Source organism: Rhizobium sp. NLR16a (genome assembly GCF_017948245.1).
In the GTDB taxonomy this organism is placed as follows: domain Bacteria; phylum Pseudomonadota; class Alphaproteobacteria; order Rhizobiales; family Rhizobiaceae; genus Rhizobium.
On record NZ_CP072865.1, the window covers coordinates 2054631 to 2078025 of the forward strand.

Below are 23395 nucleotides of genomic sequence, written 5' to 3' on the forward strand. Positions count from 1 at the left end.
ATCTGAAGATAAGTTCAAGGAGATGCGGGTGAACGATGCAAGTTCATCGGACGCCAAGCACAGAGAAGAGAGAATCCCCATAAGATTCGATGCAGGAGTCGGGGCTGAAAGCTTTGCTGTTTCGGCAATCTTGGGACCGACTCTGCAGCGGAGCCAAACGACGGGGAGTCGGCGGAAACGAGGACGTTGACCGAGATGGGATTCGGATCGATCTGTCGCTTATCGGTTGAAATTGAACTTCATCCCGGCAGTGCGTAGCGTGTCAGCACGGCCTGGCCATCTTCGATCGCAATCTCTATGGCTTCGTTCACGATCTCCTGGGCGTCGGCGAGCTCTTGCACAACAGCCAGGAACAATTCCCGCTGCAGTGCCGGCAGCACCTGAGGAACGATGATGACCAGGCCGGCATGCAATTCCTCTTTTGCGTAGAGTTTCCGGAAGTCGCGCGCGTTGTTCGTCACGAAGGTGAAATCACCCGCGACAATGCGAGGCATCAGATCCCAGTCGGTCTCGCCGCTTAGGCCAAGCCAGTTGACGTGAAAGCAGTCGTGCCCGTGATCTTGAGCCACGGCCACGAGCGATGTGTGCAGGCATTCATCGATCAGGAACTTCACGAAGTCGTGCCCGAGGATTTCCGGGACCCAGTCGTGGCGAGACGCAAACTCTTCACGGCCTTCACCTTCAGTCCCTGTTCCGACAGCTTCTTCGGCCGCCCTCGGGCCGGGTGAGCTGCCGTCCAGATTTCGGCGAGTTCCACCATCCGGGCCGTGACGGAAGGGTAACCCTCGACGATTTCTTCGGTAGTGGCGCCCTGCTGCTTCATCGCCGCGATCATGCGCACCGGAACTCGGGTTCCTTTGAATGCCGGCTCGCCACCGACGACCCCTTTGGTGCTTCGGATCGCGCGTTCGGCTTCTCGAAGGGTCTCTGCCCGCGCAGCCAGTTGCTCCCTTGCCCGCGCCACGTCGACGATTAGATAATCGTCTGCCCTCACCGTATCCGCATCAGGATTCTCGTCGATCGTTTCGAACAAGCGTTTGCGGCGCTCCGCAGAGAGGATCGATCCCACACCATACCAGAGCTTCAGGCGGAGCAGGTCGTCATCCGAAAGTTCTCGGCCAGCGCGGCCAAAATGTGCCTTGACGATCCGCTTGTCGATTGCATTATGGACCGACTTTACAGCAATCTCACTGACAGCTGCTGCTTCGGCGGGCGTGTAGGCGCGTGATGTAGCAACCATAATCATTCTCCTTCAGGAGAATATATATTGAGCGAAGGTTGGCGTAAAGACCGATTGCAATTTCGGCTATCACGAGCGATGGCAGCTTCACTTTTTCGGCCGCCGTTTCAACAAACAGAGGCCTCTATTTCCAAAACGGTTGCAGGTGATCCACGACGTCGATGCTCGCGTTATAAACGCTGCGTTCCAGCGAACTGATATAGGTACGATCGATGCCTGCTTGATGTGCGAGCTCCTCTTGCGACAGGCCTTTTGGGGACAGTCAGGTCGCAGCAGATAGGTCCGGCAACCCTGATCGCGCCTTAAACCGACGCGGTCAGGGCAAAGCTCAAGCCTTTGCAGACAATTCCGCCCGCATCGCCGCCCATTCGTCGGCGATCGTGCCCGTGCCGCGGGTCTTGCCGGCGCGGCGATACCAGTAGTCGGCATTCCAGTCATCGCCCTCGATGCGATGGCAGAGGGCGTGGCCCCAGTCGAACGGCTGTTCGCCTTCGTGGCGCTGACAGATATCGTGAACCGCCTGCCAATCAGCGCCCATGGCGAAGCCGCCGGCAGCAAGGCGATCGATTGCATCGATCAGGCGCATAAGATCATTGCCTGCCATGAAGCCCTCCCAGTTTCGGCTGTTGCTCAGCCTACCTGCTTCTCCAGATGCACCTTTTCGAGCGGGACGCCCATGCTCCTGGAGAATTCGATACCGTGCCAGATGATGGTGAAACCGCAGCGTTTGTAAAGCCGGATCGCGCCTATGTTCCTGGCATGCGTGTCGATCCGGGCGGTCGTCAGTCCTTCGGCCGTCATCAGCTCGCACAGATGCAACAGCAGAGCCCCGCCCAACCCCTTGCCCTGATGATTGGGATGCACCCAGAGATCGGACACATAGTTGGGTTGGCCTTCACGTGCGCCCCAGCCGACGATCTCCGCGTCGAGTTCGGCAACGAAGATCTCACCTTTTGTCTCTCGCGGAAACACTGTGAACTCTTGCCTGACTCTGGCAATCACATCGGGGTCGCGATAACTGTGGTCGAAGGCATCGGCTGCGGCCCATGAGGCAAAGCCGACGGCGCCGACCGTTTCGTGGTCGGCAAAGGCTATCTTTCGGATCGTGAGACCCGTTACCACCACTTGGCCGGCGTAAACTTGCCGGCAGCCTGCTCGATGACGTAGGCGGTCTTGAAGAGGGTTTCCTCGTCGAAGGCCTTGCCGATCAGCTGCAGGCCGAGCGGCAGGCCCTTCTGGTCGAGGCCGGCGGGAACGGCGATGCCGGGCAGGCCCGCCATGTTGACCGTCACCGTGAAGATGTCGTTCAGATACATCTTCACCGGATCGGCGGCGAGGTTTTCGTCAGCAACGCCGAAGGCGGAGGACGGCGTCGCCGGCGTCAGGATGGCGTCGACGCCGGCATCGAAGGCCAATTCGAAATCGCGCTTGATCAGCGTGCGGACCTTCTGGGCGCGGATGTAATAGGCGTCGTAGTAGCCGGCCGACAGCACGTAGGTGCCGATCATGATGCGGCGCTTGACTTCCTTGCCGAAACCGGCGGCGCGCGTCTTTTCGTACATGTCGACGATATCCTTGCCGTCGACGCGCAGGCCGTAGCGCACGCCGTCGTACCGCGCGAGGTTCGAGGACGCCTCGGCGGGCGCGACGATGTAATAGGCCGGAAGCGCGTATTTGGTGTGCGGCAGGGAGATATCGACGATCTCGGCGCCGGCATCCTTCAGCCAGGCAATGCCCTGGCGCCACAGGGTCTCGATCTCCTCAGGCATGCCGTCGACGCGGTATTCGTTCGGAATGCCGATCTTCATGCCCTTCAGCGACTGACCGAGGACGGCCTCATAATCGGGCACCGGCAGATCGACGGATGTGGTGTCCTTCGCGTCGACGCTTGCCATCGACTTCAGCAGGATCGCGGCGTCGCGCACATCACGGGCGATCGGGCCTGCCTGGTCGAGCGAGGAAGCAAAGGCGACGGTGCCCCAGCGCGAGCAGCGGCCATAGGTCGGCTTGATGCCGACGGTGCCGGTGAAGGCGGCCGGCTGGCGGATCGAGCCGCCGGTATCGGTCGCGGTGGCGCCGGCGCAAAGATGGGCGGCAACAGCAGCGGCCGAGCCGCCGGAGGAGCCGCCCGGGACGAGTTGCTGGTTGGAGCCCTCTGCCCGCCAGGGATTGATCACCGGGCCGTAATAGGACGTCTCGTTGGACGAGCCCATGGCGAATTCGTCCATGTTCAGCTTGCCGAGCATGACGGCGCCATCATCCCAGAGGTTCTGCGTCACGGTCGACTCGTAACGCGGCTCGAAACCATCGAGAATATGGCTGCAGGCCTGGGTGTGGACGCCGACGGTGGCGAAGAGATCCTTGATGCCGAGCGGGATGCCTTCGAGCTCGCCCGCCGAGCCAGCTGCAATCCGCTCGTCGGACTTCCTGGCCATGACGCGGGCGAGATCCGGCGTTGTTTTTACGTAGGCATTCAGCCGGTCATTGGCCGCATCGATCGCCGAAATATAGGCTTCAGTCAGTTCGATTGCGGTGATTTCCTTGGCGCGGAGCTTCTCGCGGGCTTCGGCAATGGTCAGGCTGGTGAGTTCGCTCATCGTGTTTTCGCTTCGGTCTTGAAAATGGCAACAGGGGCGGAAAGAGGCCTTCGAAGCCTTATTCGACGACTTTCGGCACCAGGAAGAAATTATGGTCGGTGACGGGCGCATTGGCGACGATATCGGCGGCCTTGTTGCCATCGGTCACCTCGTCGGTCCGCTTCTTCATCGCCATCGGGGTCACCGACGTCATCGCCTCGACGCCATCGACGTTGACTTCGGAGAGCTGCTCGACGAAGCCGAGGATGCCGTTCAGCTCGCCGACCATGCGATTTGCCTCATCCTCGGAGACGGCAATACGAGCAAGTTTGGCGACGCGCTTCACGGTGGCAAGATCGACGGACATGGCATTCTCCGGATAGGATTTTTCCTACCCGCTATAAAGGCCATGTCCGCCCGGTGCAACGGGGTTTCGTCAGATCGACAGGCTCTCGGCAGGCTTCAGCGCCCTCGCCTCAGTCTTCGACCCCTCCATGCCGGCAACGAATTTGTCGGCCGTCTGGTCGATGATCGGGAAGGTGCCGTAATGGCAGGGGATCGCGGTCTTGAAGCTGAAATAGCGCTGGCAGGCGAGTGCCGCCACCGCGCCGCCCATGGTGAAGCGGTCGCCGATCGGCACGAAGCCGATATCGGGCTGGTGCAACTCGTTGATCAGCGCCATGTCGGAGAAGATGTCGGTGTCGCCCATGGCGAAGATCGAGGCTTCGTCGTCGAAATGCAGCATCAGACCATTGGCGTTGCCGAGCGCATGCGAGACGCCGTCCTCGGTGATCTGGGCCGAGGAATGCAGCGCATTGGTGAACGTCGCGGAGAAGCCGCCGAACGTGACCGTACCGCCGGTGTTGCCCATCTCGATCCTGTCGACGCCCTTGGAGCCGAGCCAAGCGGCGAGATCGGCATTGGCAAGAACGACCGCACCCGTCTCCCTGGCAAGCGCCACGGTGTCGCCGACATGGTCGCCATGGCCGTGGGTCAGCAGGATATGGGTGATGCCTGCCGACACATCCTTGATGTCCTGGCCGGAAAAGGAGGCGTTATGGCTGAGGAAGGGATCGAGCAGGATCTTCGCCTTTGATGTCTCGATGCGGAAGGCGGAATGGCCAAGCCAGGTGATCTTCATGAAATCTATCCTCACGTGATGCAAAACTGGATTTCGATGGTAAGGACATATCTCATGCGCCGGCAAAGGAAAGCGGCGGCGGCTTCAATTTCTTTTTGACGGGATGAAACGGCAATGACGGTGCTGACGATCGAGGAAATGGCCGAAATCCTTGCTCCCGGGCAGGCGATCGCCGGGCTCGATCTCGGCACCAAGACGATCGGGATTTCGATGTCGGATCTCGGCCGGCGTTTCGCCACGCCACGTCCGGTGATCCGCCGCGTCAAGTTCACGATCGACGCGCAGGCGCTGCTGGACTTCGCGATGGCGGAAAAGGTTGCCGGCTTCATCATCGGCCTGCCGATGAATATGGACGGATCGGCGGGGCCGCGCGTGCAGGCGACGCGCGCCTTCGTGCGCAACATGGAGCAGAAAACGGTGCTGCCCTTCGTCTATTGGGACGAACGGCTTTCGACGGTCGCGGCCGAACGGACGCTCATAGAAATGGACGTTTCGCGCGCCAAGCGGGCCGAACGGATCGATTCGGCCGCGGCAAGCTTCATCCTTCAGGGCGCCCTCGACAGGCTGTCCTCGCTCGCAAGGTCTGCGGGAGACGAATTCAGCGCCTGACGCGCCTTCCACCAGGCGGCGATCAACTTGCGCTTTCTGAAGCCCATGATGGCGAAGACGACGAGGCTATCCACCGCAATGGCGCGGGCAACGAGCGGCGGGATGGTCTCCGGCGGCACACCGAGGGCTTCGCCATAGATCGCGAAGGTCAGGTCATGGACCTGCCGCGTCAGCATGAAGATGCCGAAATTCATGTCGTAATAGGAGAGCCAGTACCATGCGCCCAGAAAGACGATGGGACCGGCCCAGAAGATCAGAAACCACCTCATGCGGCTTCTCCTCCCTGCTTGCGGGCGACGGGCAGACCGAGGGAAACCAGCCAGGTCGACAATGCCATGATGCAAAGCACCAGCGTCGGAATTGCGATATCCAGCGCCAGGACTGCGAAGAACATCATTGCCGTCACCAGAATTGCGGCTTTGGCGATCTTGCTTCCCATGGGCGTCAACTCGCAGGTTCTCACTCGTATCATCTCTGCTCCCCGCCACACTGTCGGGTTAACCAGCCCCACGCAACGTAAACCATTCGTTAAGGTTAACGCCGCGCCTCCTCCCTGTGGATGAATGGGGCCCGTGGATGAAAGGGGGTCAGCCGTAGACGCCGCGCACGAGACGCTTCAGTGCCGTCGCGGCCTTCTCCCAGTCCTTCGACGTCTTCAGCGACAGGCCCGCGCACTGGCCGCCGGCTGCGCCGGAAAGCACGAGGTGCTGGATTGCCGCGATGACGACGGCATTGACGGCTGCCGCATCCATGCCCTTTGGCGGCGCCAGCGAACCGCGCATGCGATCCAGCCAAAGGGCGAGAGCCTTCGAACGGGCCTCGGACAACCGCCTCACCTGCTCGGTGTTTTCCGATACTTCCCAGGCGAGGATGCGGCGCATCAGCGGATCATTTCTCAAGGCGTCGAGCAGCAGAAGCGCCAGTCGCTCCATCAGATCGCCATAGGTGAGCATGAACATGCCGCCGGCATCTTCCGGAATGCGATCCCTCACCCATGTGCCGAGATCCGCGCCGATCGCCTCGACCAAACCGTCAAGGCCGCCATAGTAGCGGTAGATCAGCTGCTTGTCGCAGCCGGCGCGGCGGGCGACCGCATTGATGCCGAAATTCTGGAAGCCCTCCTGCGCCAGCAGGCCCTTGGCGGCGGCAAGGATGGCGCGCTCGGTGGCGCCGCGATCGCGCACGCGCCGTTCCGGCTCCGCGCCGACCTCCATCGAATTATCAAGATTTTCAGCTTCATTCAGCATCACCGACCGTTCCCCACTGTCACCAATCGGTGAGTAGCGGGGAGACCTTATCCGATCAATCCTATCCCCTTGGGAAGACTGTGGATATTTCCTCCAGCACTCAGAATCCGGCGTCGCATGGGCGCGAAAGGCGGCACGAAACCCTTCAGAAATCTCGTCCCGACGGTTGATCGCGATGGACGAACCCGGCATAGCTGCATTATGAACAAATCTAACAATCCCCGCTAAGGCCCTGCAATGGTGAATTATATCGAAGCCTCCTCCGCGCCGCCGAAGAATACGGGCGCCATCCGGCTTTACGATGCGCAGGCGTTCGAAGGCATGCGCAAGGCGTGCCAGCTGACCGCGCGCTGCCTCGATGCACTCGCCGATATCGTCAGGCCCGGCCTGCTCACCGACGAGATCGACCGATTCGTATTCGATTTCGGCATGGATCACGGCGCGTATCCGGCGACGCTGAATTATCGCGGCTACACCAAATCCACCTGCACCTCGATCAATCACGTCGTCTGCCACGGCATTCCGAACGACAAGCCGCTGCGCGAGGGCGACATCGTCAATATCGACGTTACCTTCGTGCTCGACGGCTGGCATGGCGATTCGAGCCGCATGTATCCGGTCGGCACGATCAAGCGCGCCGCCGAACGGTTGCTGGAAGTCACCTATGAATCCCTGATGCGCGGCATATCAGCCGTCAGGCCAGGCGCCCGCACCGGCGCGATCGGCGAGGCGATCCAGACCTATGCGGAAGCCGAGCGCTGTTCGGTGGTGCGCGATTTCTGCGGCCACGGCGTCGGCCGGCTGTTCCACGATTCGCCGAACATCCTGCATTATGGCCGCGCCAATGAAGGGCCGGAGCTGCGCGAAGGCATGATCTTCACCATCGAGCCGATGATCAATCTCGGCCGGCCGCATGTAAAGGTGCTCGCCGACGGCTGGACGGCCGTGACCCGCGACCGTTCGCTTTCAGCCCAGTATGAACACACGGTCGGCGTCACCGCCGAGGGCTGCGAAATCTTCACGCTGTCACCGGGTGGCCTCGACCGGCCCGGATTGCCGCCGCTTGCCAGGTGACGATCTGATGGCGAAGCGGCCTGTTGCGACATCTTCCGACGACACGCTGCCTTTCGAGACTGAAGAGCCTGTTGCCGACGAACGCTCGTTCTTCGGCGGCCGGCCGCAAAAACCAGCCGCGCCGAACGCACTGACCTCCCTACCCGCCTCGCTTTCCGGGCCGGAACATTATCACGGCCATCGCGAGCGGCTGCGTGACCGCTTCCGGGAGCTGGGCGATACGGCGCTCGCCGATTACGAAATCCTCGAACTCCTGCTTTTTCGGCTGATCCCGCGACGTGACACCAAGCCGATCGCCAAGGCGCTCATCGAACGATTCGGCTCGCTTTCCGGCGTCTTTGGCGCGCCGGCTGGTCTCCTGACGGAGGTGAAGGGCGTCGGCGAGAATGTCGCCCTCGATTTGAAACTGATCGCCACCGTCACTCACCGGACCCTGAAGAGCGAGATCAGAAGCAAGCAGGTTCTCTCCTCCTGGACCTCGGTCATCCAGTATTGCCACGCCGCCATGGCGCACGAGACACGAGAACAATTCCGCATCCTGTTCCTCGACAAGCGCAACGTGCTGATCGCCGACGAGGTGCAGGGCCGCGGCACGGTCGACCATACGCCGGTCTATCCCCGCGAGGTGGTCAAACGCGCGCTCGAACTGTCGGCAACGGCGATCATCCTCGTCCACAATCATCCCTCCGGCGATCCGACGCCCTCGCGCGCCGACATCGACATGACGAAGGTGATCGTCGAGGCGGCCAAGGCGCTCGATATCGCCGTCCACGACCACATCATCATCGGCAAGGACGGCCATGTCAGCCTGAAGGGGCTGAAGTTGATGTAATCCCCCTACGCTGAGACGCGACTACATAACTATCGTCCGCCCCGAAGCCCTCCACGGAGACGACATGTCGAATGGTCCCAATGCTGTTCTCACTTCCGATGAGATCGACGCGATAGCGCGTGACGTCGTTGCAGAAGGACAGGCGGGCCGCACGTCGGCGGCATGGCAGAAGATCCAACCATTTCGAAAAGCCCAGCGTCGCCAGACTGAGGCCGCGATGGCATTGTTATGGATAGTTGACCAACAAAGCCTCGCAAGAGAAGACGCAACAGACGTTCTTTCCGAGATCGCAGATGCCCACGAAGACAATATCGATCTCCTTTCGGCGATCGGACTATGCCTGGAATCCGTCCGCGACATCGATGATCTGAACGCGCCACCGCCGGAACACCCGATATTTCAGTCGATGGTCGCGACGCTGGACCGCTTAGCCAAGCTTCATGACGGGCGGCCTGAACAGGAGCAGATACTGCGCGGGCTCGCCACGTCGGCGCGAATGATGGCACGCCAAATGGATGCAATCGCCGAGAACAGTCTCCGGAAACTGACGGAAATCGATCCACGGAACAGCGCGCATCAATACAATTTGGGCCTTTTCTACAAGACGCGGGGCAGATTCGCAGAAGGCGTAGCGGCGGGCCTGGCTGCTGCAAGCTTGCAGCGGGAGGTTATCGACAGCACCGAGTGGAACCTTGGAATCTGCGCCACGGGCGCAGGGGACGCCGAGACCGCTTTGGACGTGTGGAAGCGGATGGGTCAGAAGATCGAGCTTGGGCGGTTCGGGTTACCGGAAGGCGGGTATGCGGCCTGCAAGGTGAGACTTGCCCAGCGGCCTCTTGCTGAGCGGACGGCGGACTCGGATGATCCAGGGGAGGAGGAGACCGTATGGATCGAGCGTTTAAGTCCATGTCATGGCATTATTCGCAGCGTACTGTTCGGCAGTCTCGGCGTCGACTATGGCGATGTCGTCCTCATGGACGGCGCTCCGATTACGTATCATACCTACGGTGAACAAGAGGTCCCGGTCTTCCCGCATCTGGCAACGCTTGTGCGCCGGAACTACCAGTTTTTTGCTTTCGCGGGCACGCAAGAGACAGCAGGGCAACTGATCGATCTAAGCGGGGAATTGGACGAGGACGCCATTATCTATTCACACACCGAAAACTTTAGGATCATGTGCGCAAATTGCTGGCGCAACCCCGACATCGATCACGCCGATCATGAGAAAATGGAGAAACACGTCGTCACCGGTCGCATTGCCGCGCCGCCCGACATCGCACCTGCACGACTTCTGGATCTGATTGATAGGGGAATCGAAAAGCGAAAAACTTGCCAGCTCTATGCGCCCGATCTCTGCGCAGCGGCGGGGCAGTTGGCGCGCGAGCGGAGCGACAGACGTCGGTTTACTCTATTGACGGATAATTAGCGACATTCCTGCACGGAAAGGTCGCGGCCGAGCGCGCGCTGGACCGGCGGTCCGATCAGCGGCGCTCTGCTGTTCTTCCCGGCGGCAGCTGCCGACGCTCATTCTGCCGTTCGACCGGAGGTCGCAGGCAAGCATCCGAGGCAAGCGAACACTGCGGAAAGCTTCAGTTGACAGAGGTCGCCGGCGCGGGATTCTATGCAATCCTGCGCCGCCACTCGCTGAACAATACCCGCCCGAAATACCAAGAAGATAAAGCTTCATGACGATCTCCAGCGGTAACACTGATCGATCGACCCGGCTCTGCCGCGATGCGCTCTGCCTCGATGACTTTGAAATGAGGGCACGGCGGCATCTGCCGAAGCCTCTGTTCGGTTATATCGCCGGCGCGACCGAGACCAACGCGTCGCTGCGGCATAACGCAGAGGCCTTCAAGGCCTATGCCTTTCGGCCTCGTGTACTTCGGGACGTCTCGAGGCGCAGCACTGAGACGAGCCTCTTCGGCAAAAACTATGCCGCACCGTTCGGCATTGCGCCGATGGGGATCAGCGCGCTGATGGCCTACCGGGGGGACATTGTGCTCGCGCAAGGAGCGGACCAATCGGGAATCCCGATGATTATAAGCGGTTCGTCACTCATCCCGCTGGAAGAGATCGCGGCGGTTTCGCCACAAGCATGGTTTCAGGCCTATCTCCCCGGCGAACCCGACCGCATCGACGCTCTCATCGATCGGGTCGCCGCGGCCGGCCTCGCCACCCTTCTGCTGACCGTGGATACCGCCACGCTGCCCAATCGCGAAAATAATGTAAGGGCGGGGTTTTCGACGCCTTTGCGTCCCGGGCTCCGCTTGGCATGGCAGGGCATCTCGCATCCACGCTGGACAACCGGTACATTCCTGCGCACGATCGTCCGGCACGGCATTCCGCATTTTGAAAATTCCTACGCCACAAGAGGCGCGCCGATCATCTCCTCGAACGTCACGCGCGATTTCGGCAAGCGTGACCATCTCAATTGGAGCCACCTGGAGCGGATACGCAAGCGGTGGTCCGGCAAACTCGTGGTCAAGGGGATCATGCATCCTGAAGACGCGGCACGGGCTGCAGATGCCGGCGCGGATGGAGTGATCGTCTCCAATCATGGCGGCCGCCAGCTCGACGGCACCGCATCCCCCCTTCAGGTCCTTCCGGAGATTGCAGCACGCGTTGGAGACAGCATTGCCGTCATGATCGACGGCGGCATCCGGCGTGGAACGGATATCATGAAGGCCCTCGCGCTTGGCGCCTGTTTCGTGTTTGTGGGCAGGCCGTTCCTTTATGCTGCAGCCGTCGCGGGGCTACCGGGCGTGCTCAGAGCGGCGGATATCCTGAAAACGGAACTGCATAGCAATATGGCGCTGCTCGGGGTCACTGGAGTGAGCGATATTTCCACGGATTACATCACTCGCGCATAAACAACCGTCGCGCGCTGACATCGATATGACGAAGGTGATCACCGACGCGGCGAAGGCACTTGATATCACTGTCGACGACCACATCATCATCGGCAAGGACGGCCATGTGAGCTTGAAAGGGCTGGACCTGATCTGAAAAGCACAGGTCCGGCTGAATCGGCAGCCGTAAAACAATCTGTAACATTGACCGGCTACCGATAGAGGAGCGACATTTTTGTCGCAAATGATTCCATTTCCAATCCGAGGCTAGAGGATGTTTCAGTACGATCTCGTTGTGGTGGGTAGCGGTCCCGCAGGGCGCCGCGGCGCGATCCAGGCTGCGAAACTCGGCAAGAAAGTGCTTGTCATCGAACAGGGCAAGCGCGTCGGCGGCGTGTCCGTCCATACCGGCACCATCCCTTCGAAGACGCTGCGCGAGACCGCGCTTAATCTCTCCGGCTGGCGCGAGCGCGGCTTCTATGGGCGATCCTACCGCGTCAAGCAGGAGATCAGTGCGGAAGACCTGCGTCGTCGCCTCTTGATTACGCTCAACCATGAAGTGGAGGTGCTCGAGCATCAGTTCGCCCGAAACCGTGTCCACCACATGCGCGGCAAAGCGAGTTTCATCGATTCCACCACCTTGCAGGTCATCAAGGATGATGGCGAAGCGCTGACGGTCAGCGGCGCCAGTATCCTGCTTGCCGTGGGCACGAAGCCTTTCCGGCCGGACTATATGCCGTTCGATGGCAAGACCGTGCTCGACAGCGACGAGTTGCTTGATATCGAAGAATTGCCGCGCACCATGGTCGTCATCGGCGCCGGCGTTATCGGCATCGAATATGCGACGATCTTCTCGGCGCTTGATACTGCCGTGACCGTGATCGATCCAAAGTCGACCATGCTCGACTTTATCGATAAGGAAATCGTCGAGGATTTCACCTATCAGCTGCGCGACCGCAATATGAAGCTGCTGCTCGGCACGAAGGCCGAGAAGGTCGAGCGGCTCGATAGCGGCAAGGTCCAGCTGACGCTCGACAACGGCCGCCATCTTGTGACCGACATGGTGCTCTTTGCCGCCGGACGTATGGGAGCCACCGACGCGCTGAACCTTCCGGCCATTGGACTGGGGGCCGACAGCCGCGGCCGTCTCAAGGTCAATCCGGAGACCTTCCAGACATCGGTTGCAAACATCTATGCCGCCGGCGACGTGGTCGGCTTTCCAAGCCTTGCCTCGACCTCGATGGAACAGGGCCGCATCGCCGCGCGCGTGGCGATCGGCGCGGTCGCCAAGGAGCCGCAGAAATATTTCCCCTACGGCATCTATGCGGTGCCGGAAATCTCGACCTGCGGTTTGACCGAAGAGGAGATGAAGGAGCGCGGCATCGCCTATGAATGCGGCATTGCCCGCTTCCGCGAAACCTCGCGCGGCCACATCATGGGCCTCGATACCGGGCTTCTGAAGCTGATCTTCTCGCTGAAGACCCGCCGACTGCTCGGCGTGCATATCGTCGGCGAGGGCGCCACCGAGCTGGTGCATATCGGCCAGGCGGTGCTCAATCTGAAAGGCACGGTCGAATATTTCGTCGAAAACACCTTCAACTATCCGACGCTCGCCGAAGCCTACAAGATCGCCGGCCTCGACGCCTGGAACCGGATGGGCGACATCAAGTCGGAACTCTGAAGGCGGCGCCACCATCTGATTCCGCCAGCTAAGATGGAGCCGAGAGCTTGCGCATCATTTCGCTGAATGCATGGGGCGGCCGACTGCACGGGGCCCTGATCGCCTATATCAGGCATGCCAACCCTGATGTGCTGTGCCTGCAGGAGGTGCTGCGGACGCCGAATGCCGACCACGGATGGTCGATATACCGGGATGCGGGGTTGGAACTGCCGCAGCGCGCCAACCTCTTCGATGAGATCGGCGCCGCCCTGCCCGGCCACGACGGCTTCTTCTGCCCGACATCGAGAGGCGAGCTCTTCGACGGCGACGCCGTCATTGTCGCTGAATTCGGGCTGGCGACCTTCGTCCGCAAATCACATTCCGTCATCGCCCAGGCGCTGGACTTCGTGCATGGCGGTTTTTCCGCCGATGGCTGGGGTGAACATCCCAGACCGCGCAACGCCCATTGCATCCGTCTGTTCAGCCACGAGCACGCTTCGACCGTCACCATCGTCCACATGCACGGCCTGCGCGATCCCGCCGGCAAGGGCGATACGGCCGCGCGTCAGGAGCAGGCTACAGCGCTGGTCCGGCTCATCGAGCGCGTCTGGCCCGGCGACGAGGGGCTCGTCGTCTGCGGCGACTTTAACGTTTTGCCTGACAGCACAACCTTTGCGATTCTCGCCGGACTTGGGCTTTCCGATCTCGTCACCGGAAACGGCCTTGTAGACACGCGAACCTCCTACTATCTCAAAGAGGGTCGATATGCCGACTACATGCTTGTGACACCGGGGGTGAATATCGCCAAATTCGAGGTGGTCGAGGCGCCGGAGGTATCCGACCACCGCGCATTGCTGCTTGACATCATGTAGTATATTGATGGTTGAGAACCCGCGTGGAGTATCGCGCCGGTGCTGATTTGTATGGCCGAGTTTGAAGCCCGATGGTTCGTATCCTTACGCCGTGCCTGATATTTGCCTTCAATGCCATTTTGTCTCCTCGCAAAAGCTTCTAAGAAAGATAGATACTCTTGTCCCATGTCCCGGAAGCCGCGCGCCGACGTTTTCAGCTGATCCTGATTAAGCCGTCGCATTATGACGACGATGGCTACGTCATCCGCTGGTGGCGGGCGATGATCCCGTCCAATTCGCTTGCGGCCCTCTACGGCATCGCCGCCGAATGCGCCGAGCGCAAGGTGCTCGGACCCGATACCGCGATCGACATTACCGTAATCGATGAAACCAATACGCGGATCGATTTTCCCGGGCTGCTCGCCCAGTTCAGGCGCCACGGCAATTTCGGCATGGTCGCGCTGGTCGGCGTCCAGTCCAACCAATATCCGCGCGCACTCGACATCGCCCGCCCCTTCCGCAATGCCGGCCTGCCGGTCTCGATGGGCGGCTTCCATGTGTCCGGTTGCCTGTCGATGCTCGACGGCAAAGCGGTCGGGCTCGATGCCTGCCGCGATATGGGCATCTCGATGTTCGCCGGCGAGGCCGAGGGGCGGCTGGACATGGTGCTGCGCGATGCTGCCGCCGGCGAGCTGAAGCCGCTTTATAATTTCATGAACGACCTTCCCGGCATCGGCGGCACCCCCGTTCCTTTCCTGCCGAAGGACAATATCCAGCGCACGCTCGGCCTCAGCACCAGCTTCGATGCCGGACGCGGCTGTCCCTACCAGTGCTCCTTCTGCACCATCATCAACGTGCAGGGGCGAAAATCGCGTTTCCGCTCGGCCGACGATGTCGAGAAGCTGGTGCGGATGAACTGGGCGCAGGGCATTCACAAGTTCTTCATCACCGACGACAATTTCGCCCGCAACAGGGATTGGGAGGCGATTTTCGACCGGCTGATCGAACTCAAGGAGCGGGACGGCATTCCGCTCGGCCTGATGATCCAGGTGGATACGCTCTGCCATAAGATCCCCAATTTCATCGAGAAATCCAAGCGCGCCGGCGTCACCCGTGTCTTCATCGGCCTCGAAAACGTCAATCCGGATAATCTGACGGCCGCCAAGAAGAACCAGAACAAGATCACCGAGTACCGCAAGATGCTGCTCGCCTGGAAAGCACAGGGCATCATGACGCTTGCCGGCTACATCCTGGGCTTCCCCGCCGACACGCCGGACTCGATCCGCCGTGACATCGCCATCATCCAGGAAGAGCTGCCGCTCGACGTCATCGAATTCTTCATCCTGACGCCGCTGCCCGGCTCCGAGGACCATCAGGTTCTCTGGAAGAAGGGCGTGGAAATGAATGGCGACCTCAATATCTACGATGTCGAGCATGTCTGCACCGCCCATCCCAAGATGAGCAAGCAGGAATGGGAAGAGATCTACCATGAGGCCTGGTCGCTCTATTATTCACCTGATCACATGAAGACGCTGCTGCGCCGCGCCGTGGCGACCGGGGTTCCGCTCGCAAGGCTCGTCAAGGTACTCGTCTCCTTCGCAACCACGGTGCCACTGGAAAACGTGCATCCGTTGCAGAGCGGCCTCTTGCGCTTGAAGACGCCGTCGGAGCGGCGCCCGGAACTGCCGCGCGAACATCCGCTGGTCTTCTGGCCCCGTTTTGCCTGGGACACCGTCCGCAAACATGCCTCGCTCGCGGGCACGATTATCGGACTGACGATTTCGGCCTTCCTGATTTCACGGGATGCCAAGTCGAAGACCTATATGGATCAGGCTCTGACGCCCGTCGCCGACGACGAAGAAGAAACGCTCCACCTCTTCACCCAGACCGCCGGCGGCGCCGCAGCCGTCAGCCATGTCAGGAAAGTCGCGCAACTGACGGGGCATTAAGCGGAAATTCTTGCAATAGCGGCCGACTCCCCGCCGGCCGGAGAGCACAGGCGACATCAAGGCGAAGCTTGGAGCCTCCGACTTTGATTCGGCTAAGCGCGTCGCGATCTTCCAGAGACGCGCCACGCTCTATGCGATTTGGATCATCCGGCTCGTCTCGGCCACTTGTAGCGTGTCGACGAATTCGACGATCTTGACCGGTTTGCCATCCTGGAAATGGATCTTGTCGACGAATTCCGTAGAGAAGGTTACGCCCGATGGGATGTGTCTGACCTCGCCTTCACGATGGGCAAAGACCATCTGCTCATCCTCATCCACATAGATGCCGGTCGTCCTGACCTTGGATAGATCCCATGCCGCGATAAGCTGCGTTATCGTTTGGCGAAAGTCATGCCCGCTCGATTCGGTCGTCAAAGGCGCCAGCCGTGCATTGCCGACCATGCGAAAGGTACAACCCTCGCCGAACAGCGCAAGCGTACCCTCGATGTCGCCACGACCACGCACAGAATAGATTTCCTCTACCAGCGTCTTCATGTCATTCTTTGCGGTCATTTTCAGGTCCTCCATTACCCAACGCTCTTGTTTTTTATGCATGTCGTCATCCCGGGCGACATGCTTGCAGTTTGCTCAACTATTTGTTGTTGCCAGCGAAGATAACACCAGGACGGAGAGGGCGTCGAGTACCCCGTCCGGATGACCCGAAAAGAAAAAGCCCCGCACGACGGCGGGGCCTTCACAAGTTTCAGAACTGAAAAGCGATTATTCGGCGCTTTCGTCAGCCGCCTTCTTCTTCGGTGCAGCCTTCTTCTTCGGTGCGGCTTCTTCGCCTTCACCGCCGTCGGCAGCTTCGGCCTTGGCGGCAGCCTTCTTCTTCGGCGCGGCCTTCTTGGTCTCGGCCTTCGTCTCGCCTTCCTCCTCGGCGAGCAGTTCTTCCTTCGTCACCTTCTTGTCGGTGACGTCGATTTCGGTCAGCAGGTGATCGATGACCTTCTCTTCGAAGATCGGCGCGCGGATCGAAGCGGCGGCACCCGGCTGGCTGCGGAAGAATTCGAGGATCTGCTTTTCCTGGCCGGGATACTGGCGCAGCTGATCGTAGATCGCGCGCTGCATCTCGTCTTCGGTGACTTCGACGCCGGCCTTTTCGCCGATTTCGGAGAGAACGAGGCCGAGGCGGACGCGACGCTCGGCGAGCGTCTTGTATTCCTCACGCGCCTTCTCTTCGGTCGTGTCTTCGTCCTCGAAGGTCTTGCCTGACTGAGCGAGATCGTTGTTCACCTGGCTCCAGATGCCGTTGTACTCGGCATCGACGAGCGAAGCCGGGGTCTCGAACTTGTACATCTCGTCGAGCTGGTCGAGGATCTGACGCTTCAGCTTCTGGCGGGTCAGCGAGCCGTACTGCGATTCGATCTGGCCACGGACGATTTCCTTCAGGCGATCGGCGGATTCGATGCCGAGCTTGGAGGCGAGTTCGTCGTTGATTTCGACGGCGCCGGGGGCTGCGACGTCCTTGACCGTGATGTCGAAGGTCGCTTCCTTGCCGGCAAGGTTCTTGGCCGGATAGTCGGCCGGGAAGGTCACGGTGATGGTCTTGTCTTCGCCAGCCTTGACGCCGACGAGCTGGTCTTCGAAGCCCGGGATGAAGCGGCCGGAACCGATCACCAGTTCGGCGCTCTGATCGGTGCCGCCTTCGAAGGCCTCACCGTCGACCTTGCCGACATAATCCATGGTGATGCGGTCGCCGTTGGCAGCCTTGCCGGTCTTGCTCTCGTAGGAACGGGCGCTTTCGGCGACCTTCAGAACCTGTTCGTTGACTTCCTCATCCGAGATGTCGATGACTTCGCGCGTAACCTTGATGCCCTTGACGGACTTCAGCTCGATAGGCGGCAGCACTTCATAGGAGAGCGTGAATTCGAAATCCTGCTGGGCGGAAAGGATTTTGTCGGCCTCGTCCTTGTCCTCAGTCATGGCGATTTCCGGCTGGGTGGCCGACTTTTCGCCGCGGCTGGACAGAATGGCGGCCGGCTGTTCGCGGACGATCTCGTTGACGAGGTCGGCCATGATCGACTTGCCGTAAACCTTCTTCAGGTGAGCAGCGGGAACCTTGCCCGGACGGAAGCCGTTGATGCGGACCTTGTCCTTTACGTCGGCAAGACGCTCATTCATCTTGTCTTCCATGTCCTTGGCCGGGATAACGACCTTGATTTCGCGCTTCAGCCCTTCAGCGAGCGTTTCGATAACCTGCATGTCTTCCTACCTTCATGTCGTGGCGGCCGTGCCCAGACGCCGTTCGTTTCTATGAGCACGACGCCGGCAGCGTGCCGCGCGTGGCTTTTCCCAATTCCTGCATCATTCCACCCAAGGGGGAACGGCACTCGCTTCCGGGTATCGGGGATAACTAACTTCTTAGTCTCCCCCTGCAAACAGCCTGGTGCGGGTAGAGAGACTTGAACTCCCACGCCTTGCGGCACCAGAACCTAAATCTGGCGTGTCTACCAATTTCACCATACCCGCGTTCACAGAACCGCATGCCTATGCCTGCGCATGAGGCCTTCCGGAGCGCGGCGTCTCTATATCACCCGATTTGGTCGAGGCAAAGGAAAAATGAACGTCCAATGACGGGCTGTTCAAGGCCCGAAAACCGCGCTGCCCCGAAGGCGCCGGAGATCAGAAAAGCGGTTCGTCGTAAACCGCCTTGCCGTCGACGATCAGGCTGCGAATCTGCGCGCTTCCATCCGGCGAGACCCTCACCGCTATGGCGACGTTGCCATCGTTGCGGGCCTCCTCGATCGGTTTGCCCTGACCTTCCGGAACATAATAGCGCTCGATGCCGTATTCGACCCGCATGCTGTCGCCCGCGGCCAGCCCGCCGCTGTAGAAAGGCTTGCTGCGCAGGATCACCGTCTCCGGCTGCGGCGGCAGCGCCTGGAAAGACGATTCGCTCACCGTCCAGAAACCGTCCGCCTGCTTCCTCAACCGGACCCACAGCGTGCGTTCGCCGGGTTCTGCGGGAACGCCACCGGAGATCGTCTGTACCGGCACGGTGGAAATGTCGTAATTCAAGACGACATAATCACCGCGCAGGAAATCGCGAGGATCGACCGGGGCGGTCTTCAGCAGGACCTCAGCGCCGCTGCTGAGGATCGACGCACGGCTCTGAATGATCGTGCCGAGGATTAAAGTCTGCAAGCCGGCGACGATGATCGCCGAAATAAGATATCCTTTGCCGGACTGCAGCCTAGCCATCAACGAGCTCATGCGCGCGCCTCCCGCGAAAAGCGCCGTTCGAGACGGATGACGATCCAGGCGACGAGCGCCACTACGAGACCGGAGAACAGGAAGAGGCTCGACGTGCCGAGGATCGAGCCGACGGTAACGGAGGCGAGATAGAGCATCTCCGCGGCAAAGGTCGTGTAGGCGAGATAACGCACCGCGCCATTATCCCTGCCGTGCAGGGCAATAGCCAGCACGGCGGCAGCGAGCGTCGCCACCCCGAGCACCACCAGCCGCCAGCCTTGTTCAATCTCGATATGCAGCAGCAGCAAGCCGACTACGGCGACGAGAAAGCTGTAGAAGGCCGGCGCTGCGCCGGCACTCCTGAAGAGCGAAGCGATGCGGGGGTGCGGCAACGCCGTCAGCGCGAACACCGCCATTCCGCCGATCGCGAAGGCGAGCGCCACCGCAATCTCCTCATAAAGAGCGTAGAGCCAGGCGAGCCAGCCGATCAGCAGCAGATAAGCGAGATGACGGGCGCGCTCGGCACCGGTGTAACGCACCAGAGCGACTGTGATCACCGCCATGACCGGCGCCATCCAGGGATCAAATCCGATCCAATGCGTGTCGTTGCTCTCGAGATAGACGGCAAAGGACGCCCAGGAGAGAAAGCCTGCGACGACGACGACCGCGCCCGAACGGAACAGGATCGCCGAGATCGTCGCAATCGCGAACCAGAGATACATCACCGTCTGCTCGTCGCCGGAGAGATGATACATCTGCCCGACCAGCGAAATCGCGCCACCGAAGCTCATCGCGCCGATGACCAGCAGCCCGCTTGCTGCTGCTGTCGCACCCCGGGCAAACATGGAGGCGGCTGCAATGTGCACAGCCCAAATCAGGGCGAGAATGGCGCCGACGCGGACGAGCCGCGGAATGGCCTCCCAGTTGGACGCGACGACCAGCAGGACGGCGGCGGCAAGCAACACCGCCGCCAGCGCCATCAACACCCGGCCTAGGCTAAAGCTTGCCGGGCGGCTGTCATATTCGGCGAGAAGCTTGGCCGCCGCTTCCTCTCCAATCAGACCCTTGCCCACCCAGAGCGAGAGATCCCGCTCCAATCTGCCGCGATACATGCCTCATCCCTCATTTCCGTGACGCACGCCGGCGCTACGGCTTCCATCGTTATAGCCGCAGCGGGCGGCTTCGCAAACGCCCGCCCGGCGACAAACATGCAAATTCCTCACTGGTCTAATTTGGGTCAGATATTAACCGGCCGGTAACGTCGGAACTGCTAATATGAGTGCATGAAGGAAAGGTATGCGGTTTTCGCATACCCCTCATGTATTTATTGCACTGCAAAATATCAATTAGTCATACTATTTGTCGATTCAACCAAGCACGGGGATGGCGCCCCGGCCCGGTTTCCCCGGAAGCCCGCGGATGTTTTGTTCGTGACGAGATTCGCAGCCGCGCACTCCTCCTCCCAAGCGCGTTGCGATAGACTGGCAACACTCCTCCTCCCAGTTGCCAGTCAATATAATGCGCCCGCCGGATCCTCCCCCGGCGGGCGTTTTATTTTGACGACAACACAGCCTGTAATTCAACCACTTATCGGCATTCGCATTACAGCCCTGGCGGCAAAGCTTGGCACTAGAAGCTCCGCCTCATGAACTGATGGCACCGCATCGCGAGCCCATTGCTTTGCCACCGGCATTGGGATGAATGAACAGCTTGGCGCCTCAGCGCAAAACGCGGTCGGGCCGATCGCGAGAGGGGCAGCTTTGCTTCATCGCAAGACCGAGCGAGCGGGAGAACAGGCAGAATTCTCCAGGGATTATTTTGCCTATTCGTTGACCAGGCTGCGGTAAGATTGTGTAAAGCATTGCACAGATCGCATGGGTGTCTTGAAAACTTGGCTGTTTTCGTTCTTCGCGTCGCAACATATATTCCAGCCATCAAATAGAGGTCAGCGCCGATCGGTGGCTGCTGGCAGATCAAACCCTCGGAAAGGGGCCCAACATGAACATCACTCGCTCTTTCAACAACTGGCGCAAGTATCGTCAGACGGTCACGGAACTCGGCCGCATGACCAACCGCGAATTGCATGACCTCGGCATCGACCGTTCGGACATTCACCGCGTTGCCCGCGAGGCTTCTTCTCGCTAATTCAAGTCGATCGCTGCTTCCTCCCGAGCAGATCCGCCAATGATTGAAACGCCCGCTGCACCGCAGCGGGCGTTTTCATTTGCACGCAATCCGCCGCCGCTCCGGTTGCGACCTTCCCAGCTCTTTCGCCCGCTTAAAAATTATTCACCGCTCAAATTGAGAGCATCATCGTGCACAATTGCATGGCAGACGCCTTTTATTTGCACTGCACAATGCGACCGATATCGCCTATATAAACATCAACCGCAGAGAGACAGGCGATCCCGCCGTCCCGCGGACATTTGTTCGAGGAAGAAGACAATGAACCCGATCCGCATCGCAAAAAGCTGGCTCAGCTATCGTCGTACACTCAATGAACTCGGCAGCCTGTCGAACCAGACCCTGTCCGATATCGGCGTCAGCCGCTACGACATCCGCAACATCGCATCCCGGTCTTTCCGCTAATCGCGGTTCTGGCAACGGGCACGATGTTTCAAGACGGCGCCATCATCGGCGCCGTTTTTGATTCCGGGGTGTTGGATCGCACCTGCCGACATGATATCAGCCCGGAATGAACACGATCTCTTCCTACTCCCCTATCCACGTCGTCGGCGGCGGGCTTGCCGGTTCGGAAGCCGCGTGGCAGATCGCCAGTGTGGGCGTTCCCGTCATCCTGCATGAGATGCGCGGCGTGCGCGGCACGGATGCGCACAAGACCGACGATCTCGCCGAACTCGTCTGCTCCAATTCCTTCCGTTCCGACGATGCGACAAGCAATGCCGTCGGCGTCATCCATGCGGAAATGCGCATGGCGGGCTCGCTGATCATGGCCGCTGCCGACCGCCATCAGGTACCGGCCGGCGGCGCGCTCGCCGTCGATCGCGACGGCTTTTCGGATGCCGTGACCCGCGCCATCCACGACCACCCGCTCATCACCATCGTGCGCGAAGAGGTCACCGGCCTGCCGCCAAGCGACTGGGATCTTGCCATCGTCGCCACCGGACCGCTGACGGCGCCGTCGCTCGCCAGCGCTATCCAGGCGGAGACCGGTGAGGATTCGCTCGCCTTTTTCGACGCCATCGCTCCGATCGTCTACCGAGAGAGCATCGACATGGATATCTGCTGGTATCAGTCGCGCTACGACAAGGTCGGCCCCGGCGGCACCGGCAAGGATTACATCAACTGCCCGATGGACGAAGCGCAATACAACGCCTTCGTCGACGCGTTGATCGCAGGCGACACGGTCGGCTTCAAGGAATGGGAAGGCACCCCCTATTTCGACGGCTGCCTGCCGATCGAGGTCATGGCCGAACGCGGCCGCGAGACGCTGCGCCACGGGCCGATGAAGCCGATGGGGCTGACGAATGCGCATAACCCCAGCGTCAAGGCCTATGCGGTCGTGCAGCTACGTCAGGACAACGCGCTCGGCACCCTCTACAACATGGTCGGTTTCCAGACGAAATTGAAATATGGCGCGCAGGCGGAAATCTTCCGGATGATTCCCGGTCTTCAAAACGCGGATTTTGCCCGACTCGGCGGCCTGCACCGCAACACCTACATCAATTCCCCCACTCTGCTCGACCCGTCGCTGACGCTGAAATCACGGCCGGGCCTGCGTTTTGCGGGCCAGATCACCGGCTGCGAGGGATATGTGGAAAGCGCCAGCGTGGGTCTGATGGCCGGGCGTTTCGCCGCTGCCGAACGCAAGGGCGAGGCGATCTCGCTGCCGCCGGCGACGACGGCGCTCGGTTCGCTGCTCGGTCATATCACCGGCGGGCACATTGTGACCGACGAGGAGCCGGGCAAGCGATCGTTCCAGCCGATGAACATCAATTTCGGGCTGTTTCCGGAGCTCGAGCCCGGCTCGATCGTCAAGCCCGAGGGCCTCAAGCGCTTTCGCGGCAAGGACAAAACGATCATGAAACGGCAGTTGATTGCACGTCGCGCGCTTGCAGACTGCGCCGCCTGGCTCGGTCAGACACCGACCTTTGCCGAAAGTGCCTAAG

The 23395-nt window shown here is 60.5% G+C and carries 26 protein-coding genes, 1 tRNA gene and 1 pseudogene; 12 read left to right on the plus strand and 16 right to left on the minus strand.

The window, feature by feature from the left end; translation table 11 throughout:
* Positions 1 to 239 precede the first annotated feature (239 nt).
* From J7U39_RS10030 to J7U39_RS10065, 8 genes are all read right to left on the minus strand, one after another.
* Positions 240 to 614, minus strand: coding sequence for a DUF5615 family PIN-like protein (locus J7U39_RS10030; protein ID WP_210628095.1), 375 nt, complete (start codon positions 612 to 614; stop codon positions 240 to 242).
* A complete protein-coding gene (locus J7U39_RS10035) occupies positions 611 to 1240 on the minus strand; it encodes a DUF433 domain-containing protein (protein WP_210628096.1) in 630 nt (209 codons plus the stop codon). The genes J7U39_RS10030 and J7U39_RS10035 overlap by 4 nt, the downstream gene beginning before the upstream one ends.
* Before the next feature lie 124 nt (positions 1241 to 1364).
* Positions 1365 to 1502: a helix-turn-helix transcriptional regulator gene (locus tag J7U39_RS10040; protein ID WP_210631638.1), complete on the minus strand. Its 138-nt coding sequence runs from the start codon at positions 1500 to 1502 to the stop codon at positions 1365 to 1367.
* 66 nt (positions 1503 to 1568) lie between these two features.
* Positions 1569 to 1844: a hypothetical protein gene (locus J7U39_RS10045; RefSeq protein WP_210628097.1), complete on the minus strand. Its 276-nt coding sequence runs from the start codon at positions 1842 to 1844 to the stop codon at positions 1569 to 1571.
* Between the two features lie 26 nt (positions 1845 to 1870).
* Positions 1871 to 2365 carry a GNAT family N-acetyltransferase gene (locus tag J7U39_RS10050; protein ID WP_210628098.1) on the minus strand — a complete coding sequence of 165 codons (495 nt, stop codon included), beginning with the start codon at positions 2363 to 2365 and terminating at the stop codon, positions 1871 to 1873.
* On the minus strand, positions 2356 to 3837 hold the full coding sequence (gene gatA, locus J7U39_RS10055) for an Asp-tRNA(Asn)/Glu-tRNA(Gln) amidotransferase subunit GatA (RefSeq protein WP_210628099.1): 1482 nt from the start codon (positions 3835 to 3837) through the stop codon (positions 2356 to 2358). The genes J7U39_RS10050 and gatA overlap by 10 nt, the downstream gene beginning before the upstream one ends.
* Positions 3838 to 3895: 58 nt before the next feature.
* A complete protein-coding gene (gene gatC / locus J7U39_RS10060) occupies positions 3896 to 4183 on the minus strand; it encodes an Asp-tRNA(Asn)/Glu-tRNA(Gln) amidotransferase subunit GatC (RefSeq protein ID WP_009992749.1) in 288 nt (95 codons plus the stop codon).
* Between the two features lie 69 nt (positions 4184 to 4252).
* Positions 4253 to 4957 (minus strand): metal-dependent hydrolase, encoded by a 705-nt coding sequence (locus tag J7U39_RS10065; protein WP_210628100.1) that lies wholly within the window; start codon positions 4955 to 4957, stop codon positions 4253 to 4255.
* Between the two features lie 114 nt (positions 4958 to 5071).
* Between J7U39_RS10065 and ruvX the strand changes: the two genes are divergently transcribed.
* A complete protein-coding gene (gene ruvX, locus J7U39_RS10070; protein ID WP_210628101.1) occupies positions 5072 to 5566 on the plus strand; it encodes a Holliday junction resolvase RuvX in 495 nt (164 codons plus the stop codon).
* Here the strand turns inward: ruvX and J7U39_RS10075 are convergent.
* The 3 genes from J7U39_RS10075 to J7U39_RS10085 all read right to left on the minus strand — a co-directional run bounded on the left by J7U39_RS10075 (position 5503) and on the right by J7U39_RS10085 (position 6813).
* Entirely contained in the window at positions 5503 to 5835 is a 333-nt protein-coding gene (locus J7U39_RS10075; protein ID WP_210628102.1) for a DUF6105 family protein, read from the minus strand. The two genes, ruvX and J7U39_RS10075, sit on opposite strands and share 64 nt — an antisense overlap.
* A complete protein-coding gene (locus J7U39_RS10080) occupies positions 5832 to 6005 on the minus strand; it encodes a hypothetical protein (RefSeq protein ID WP_210628103.1) in 174 nt (57 codons plus the stop codon). Before J7U39_RS10080 ends, J7U39_RS10075 begins: the two co-directional genes overlap by 4 nt.
* Positions 6006 to 6153: 148 nt before the next feature.
* Positions 6154 to 6813: a TetR/AcrR family transcriptional regulator gene (locus tag J7U39_RS10085; RefSeq protein WP_210628104.1), complete on the minus strand. Its 660-nt coding sequence runs from the start codon at positions 6811 to 6813 to the stop codon at positions 6154 to 6156.
* Between the two features lie 237 nt (positions 6814 to 7050).
* Here J7U39_RS10085 and map point away from each other — a divergent pair, with 237 nt between their 5' ends.
* From map to J7U39_RS10125, 8 genes and pseudogenes are all read left to right on the plus strand, one after another.
* Positions 7051 to 7887: a type I methionyl aminopeptidase gene (gene map, locus J7U39_RS10090; RefSeq protein ID WP_210628105.1), complete on the plus strand. Its 837-nt coding sequence runs from the start codon at positions 7051 to 7053 to the stop codon at positions 7885 to 7887.
* Positions 7888 to 7894: 7 nt separating this feature from the next.
* On the plus strand, positions 7895 to 8719 hold the full coding sequence (radC, locus tag J7U39_RS10095; protein WP_210628106.1) for a DNA repair protein RadC: 825 nt from the start codon (positions 7895 to 7897) through the stop codon (positions 8717 to 8719).
* 64 nt (positions 8720 to 8783) lie between these two features.
* A complete protein-coding gene (locus J7U39_RS10100) occupies positions 8784 to 10145 on the plus strand; it encodes a prenyltransferase (RefSeq protein WP_210628107.1) in 1362 nt (453 codons plus the stop codon).
* Between the two features lie 259 nt (positions 10146 to 10404).
* Positions 10405 to 11592 carry an alpha-hydroxy acid oxidase gene (locus J7U39_RS10105; RefSeq protein ID WP_210628108.1) on the plus strand — a complete coding sequence of 396 codons (1188 nt, stop codon included), beginning with the start codon at positions 10405 to 10407 and terminating at the stop codon, positions 11590 to 11592.
* Positions 11593 to 11596: 4 nt separating this feature from the next.
* Positions 11597 to 11728: pseudogene (locus J7U39_RS10110) on the plus strand (JAB domain-containing protein); the annotation flags it as partial.
* Positions 11729 to 11845: 117 nt separating this feature from the next.
* Positions 11846 to 13252 carry a Si-specific NAD(P)(+) transhydrogenase gene (gene sthA / locus J7U39_RS10115; RefSeq protein WP_210628109.1) on the plus strand — a complete coding sequence of 469 codons (1407 nt, stop codon included), beginning with the start codon at positions 11846 to 11848 and terminating at the stop codon, positions 13250 to 13252.
* Positions 13253 to 13299: 47 nt separating this feature from the next.
* Positions 13300 to 14103, plus strand: a complete 804-nt coding sequence (locus tag J7U39_RS10120) for an endonuclease/exonuclease/phosphatase family protein (RefSeq protein ID WP_210628110.1) — start codon at positions 13300 to 13302, stop codon at positions 14101 to 14103.
* Positions 14104 to 14261: 158 nt separating this feature from the next.
* Entirely contained in the window at positions 14262 to 16031 is a 1770-nt protein-coding gene (locus J7U39_RS10125; protein ID WP_210628111.1) for a radical SAM protein, read from the plus strand.
* A gap of 129 nt (positions 16032 to 16160) precedes the next feature.
* On the opposite strand, the gene J7U39_RS10130 is transcribed toward J7U39_RS10125, so the two are convergent.
* The 5 genes from J7U39_RS10130 to J7U39_RS10150 form a co-directional block, all read right to left on the minus strand.
* Complete coding sequence (locus J7U39_RS10130; protein ID WP_210628112.1) at positions 16161 to 16583, minus strand: nuclear transport factor 2 family protein; 423 nt, start codon at positions 16581 to 16583, stop codon at positions 16161 to 16163.
* Between the two features lie 207 nt (positions 16584 to 16790).
* Positions 16791 to 18275 (minus strand): trigger factor, encoded by a 1485-nt coding sequence (gene tig / locus J7U39_RS10135; RefSeq protein WP_210628113.1) that lies wholly within the window; start codon positions 18273 to 18275, stop codon positions 16791 to 16793.
* A gap of 182 nt (positions 18276 to 18457) precedes the next feature.
* Positions 18458 to 18542: transfer RNA gene (locus J7U39_RS10140), tRNA-Leu, on the minus strand.
* Between the two features lie 153 nt (positions 18543 to 18695).
* Complete coding sequence (locus tag J7U39_RS10145) at positions 18696 to 19286, minus strand: GDYXXLXY domain-containing protein (protein WP_210628114.1); 591 nt, start codon at positions 19284 to 19286, stop codon at positions 18696 to 18698.
* A complete protein-coding gene (locus J7U39_RS10150; protein ID WP_210628115.1) occupies positions 19283 to 20377 on the minus strand; it encodes a DUF2157 domain-containing protein in 1095 nt (364 codons plus the stop codon). Before J7U39_RS10150 ends, J7U39_RS10145 begins: the two co-directional genes overlap by 4 nt.
* 886 nt (positions 20378 to 21263) lie before the next feature.
* Between J7U39_RS10150 and J7U39_RS10155 the strand changes: the two genes are divergently transcribed.
* From J7U39_RS10155 to trmFO, 3 genes are all read left to right on the plus strand, one after another.
* Positions 21264 to 21410, plus strand: a complete 147-nt coding sequence (locus tag J7U39_RS10155; protein ID WP_004678838.1) for a DUF1127 domain-containing protein — start codon at positions 21264 to 21266, stop codon at positions 21408 to 21410.
* 300 nt (positions 21411 to 21710) lie between these two features.
* Positions 21711 to 21854: a DUF1127 domain-containing protein gene (locus J7U39_RS10160; RefSeq protein ID WP_004678841.1), complete on the plus strand. Its 144-nt coding sequence runs from the start codon at positions 21711 to 21713 to the stop codon at positions 21852 to 21854.
* Positions 21855 to 21960: 106 nt separating this feature from the next.
* The gene (gene trmFO, locus J7U39_RS10165; RefSeq protein ID WP_210628116.1) at positions 21961 to 23394 is read left to right on the plus strand and encodes a methylenetetrahydrofolate--tRNA-(uracil(54)-C(5))-methyltransferase (FADH(2)-oxidizing) TrmFO; all 1434 of its coding nucleotides are present in this window, start codon (positions 21961 to 21963) and stop codon (positions 23392 to 23394) included.
* Position 23395 lies beyond the last annotated feature (1 nt).